At 67.5% G+C, this 2,470-nt stretch carries 2 protein-coding genes; both read left to right on the top strand.

Annotation, left to right across the window (positions count from 1 at the left end):
- On the top strand, positions 1-1,283 hold a 1,283-nt coding region (atzF, locus tag DM995_RS12810; protein ID WP_116969673.1), incomplete at its 5' end, for an allophanate hydrolase.
- A 27-nt stretch (positions 1,284-1,310) separates the two neighbouring features.
- Positions 1,311-2,258: a YncE family protein gene (locus DM995_RS12805; RefSeq protein WP_116969672.1), complete on the top strand. Its 948-nt coding sequence runs from the start codon at positions 1,311-1,313 to the stop codon at positions 2,256-2,258.
- Positions 2,259-2,470 lie beyond the last annotated feature (212 nt).

Raw genomic sequence — 2,470 nt, 5'->3', positions numbered from 1 at the left:
TCGCGGCGGGGCTGGTCGCGTTCGCGCTCGGCACCGATACCGCCGGATCGGGCCGCGTGCCCGCCGCGTTCCAGCACCTCATCGGATTCAAGCCGAGCAAGGGCCGCTGGAGCAACCGCGGCCTGGTCCCGGCGTGCCGCTCGATCGACTGCATCACCGTGTTCACCGACGATACCGCCGATGCGCGGCTGATCGACTCCATCGTCGCGGGCTATGATCCTGCGGATGCCTGGTCGAGGCCGCTTGCCGATCTGCCGCGTGGCCATCGCACCATCGGTGTGCCGCGCCGCGACCAGCGGATGTTCTTCGGCGATGGCGAGGCGGAATATCTCTACGACAAGGCGCTGGCGGCGCTGGCAGGTCTGGGCACGATCGTCGAGATCGACTACGCGCCGCTGCAGGAGGCGGCGCAGCTGCTCTATGGCGGGCCATGGGTGGCGGAGCGCACCGCCGCTTTGGGCGACCTGCTGGTCAGCAACCCGGATGCGATCGATCCCACCGTGCGCGAGATCGTCTCCGCCGGGCTGGACACGAAAGCGGTCGATCTGTTCAACGGCATCTACCGGCTCGCCGAGCTGAAGCGCCATGCGGACGAGCTCTGGGAAGGCATCGACGTGATGGCCTTTCCGACCGCTGGCACCACCTATCGCGTGAAGGAAATGCTCGCCGCGCCGATCGCGCTCAACAGCGCGCTCGGCTTCTACACCAATTTCGTCAACCTGCTCGACATGGCCGCGCTCGCCGTGCCCGCCGGCGCACGTCACAACGACACCGGCTTCGGCATCACGCTGATCGGCCCGGTGCACAGCGACCGGGCGCTGCTCGACATGGCGGATAGCTATCTTTCCGCCGCGTCGCTTCCATCCCCACCCCCGCTCGATCTGGAGGGCAAAATGCAGACCGTGAAACTCGCCGTTGTCGGCGCGCACCTGAAGGACATGCCGCTGCACTGGCAGCTCACTTCACGCGACGCAAAATTCGTCGGTGCGTTCGAGACCGCACCCGAATACCGGCTCTATGCCATCGCCAATTCGGTGCCGCCCAAGCCGGCACTGGTGCACACGGGCGAGGGGGCCGGAATCGCGGTCGAGGTGTACGAGCTGGGCGTCGCCGAGTTCGGCAGCTTCACCGTCGAGGTGCCGCCGCCGCTGGCGATCGGCACGGTGACCTTGTCGGACGGTTCGAGCGTCAAGGGCTTCGTCGCCGAACCGCGCGCGCTCGATGGCGCGGAGGACATCACGCATCTCGGAGGCTGGCGCGCCTATATCGCGCAAAAGGCCTGAACCGATTTCAACACGAAGGGGACGATCATGACCAGGTTCCGCAAGACTGCCGCCGCGATGGCCACAGGATTATCCGCCTTGATCGTCACGCCCGCTTCGGCCGAGCAGGTGATCGACGTGCCGGGCTTTGCCGATTTCCTCGCGGTCGAAGGCGACAGCGTCTGGGCGACCAATGCCGGCCGGGTCGAGCGCTGGTCGCGCAGCGGCAAGCTGGCGGCGGTCGAGATGGCGCGACCTTGCGGTGCCATGGCGATCCATGCGGGCAGCCTGTGGGTCGCCGACTGCAAGGAAAACGCGGTCGTGCGCATCGACACCGCCAAGGCCGAAAAGGTCGCCACTATCGCCACCGGCATCGCCAATCCCAAGGGCGAGCTGAACGTGGTCGCGGGCGCGGGATCGATCTGGGTGGCGAGCGACAACAAGGGCATGGTCTCGCGCATCGATCCGGTGACCAACGGGGTGGTCGCCACCATCGCGGTGACGCCGGGCACGCATTATCTGGTCTTCGGCTTCGATGCGCTCTGGGCGATCAGCAGCGAGGGCAAGACCGTGCAGCGGATCGACCCCGCCACCAATGCGGTGACCCGGACGACCGCGATGGGCAACTCGCCGGCCTTTTCGGCGGCGGGCGAAGGCGCGGTCTGGGTGCAGGAACAGGGCGACGGCACCGTCGCGCGGATCGACCCGGTTACCGGCGAGGTGACCGGGCGGGTCAAGGTCGGCAAGGAACTGAAATGGGGCGATATCGATACCGGCGCGGGGCTGGTATGGCTGCGCACCACCGAGGACCAGACATTTGTCGCGATCGACCCCAAGGGGCTGACCGTGGTCGCGCGGCTGGGCAAGGCGGAAGGCAGCGGCGCGCTGCGCTATGCCACGGACGGGCTGTGGACCTCGGCGCATGACGTGCACACGCTGACCTGGTGGCCGCAGCCGATCATCACGCGCGAAGCGATGCTCAAAGCCTCGAAATGACCTGATCGCGACCGGGGCCCCTGTTGGAGGTTTGGCCGGTCGCGAACCAGGGCAATGTGATCAGCGCAGCGAGGCGAGCTTCGCGCCCGATGCGGTGCTGGCGCGCGCGAGGCGCTGTTCGATCTGCGCGCGGACATCGGCGGTAACCGATGCGCGGCATTCCTGGGTCTTGGCTTCGGCAGCGAGATGCACGCCCGACAGGCGCTCGCCGC

This window comes from Blastomonas sp. UPD001 (assembly GCF_003426715.1).
Lineage (GTDB): Bacteria > Pseudomonadota > Alphaproteobacteria > Sphingomonadales > Sphingomonadaceae > Blastomonas.
This window is presented reverse-complemented; position numbering and strand designations above follow the sequence as displayed.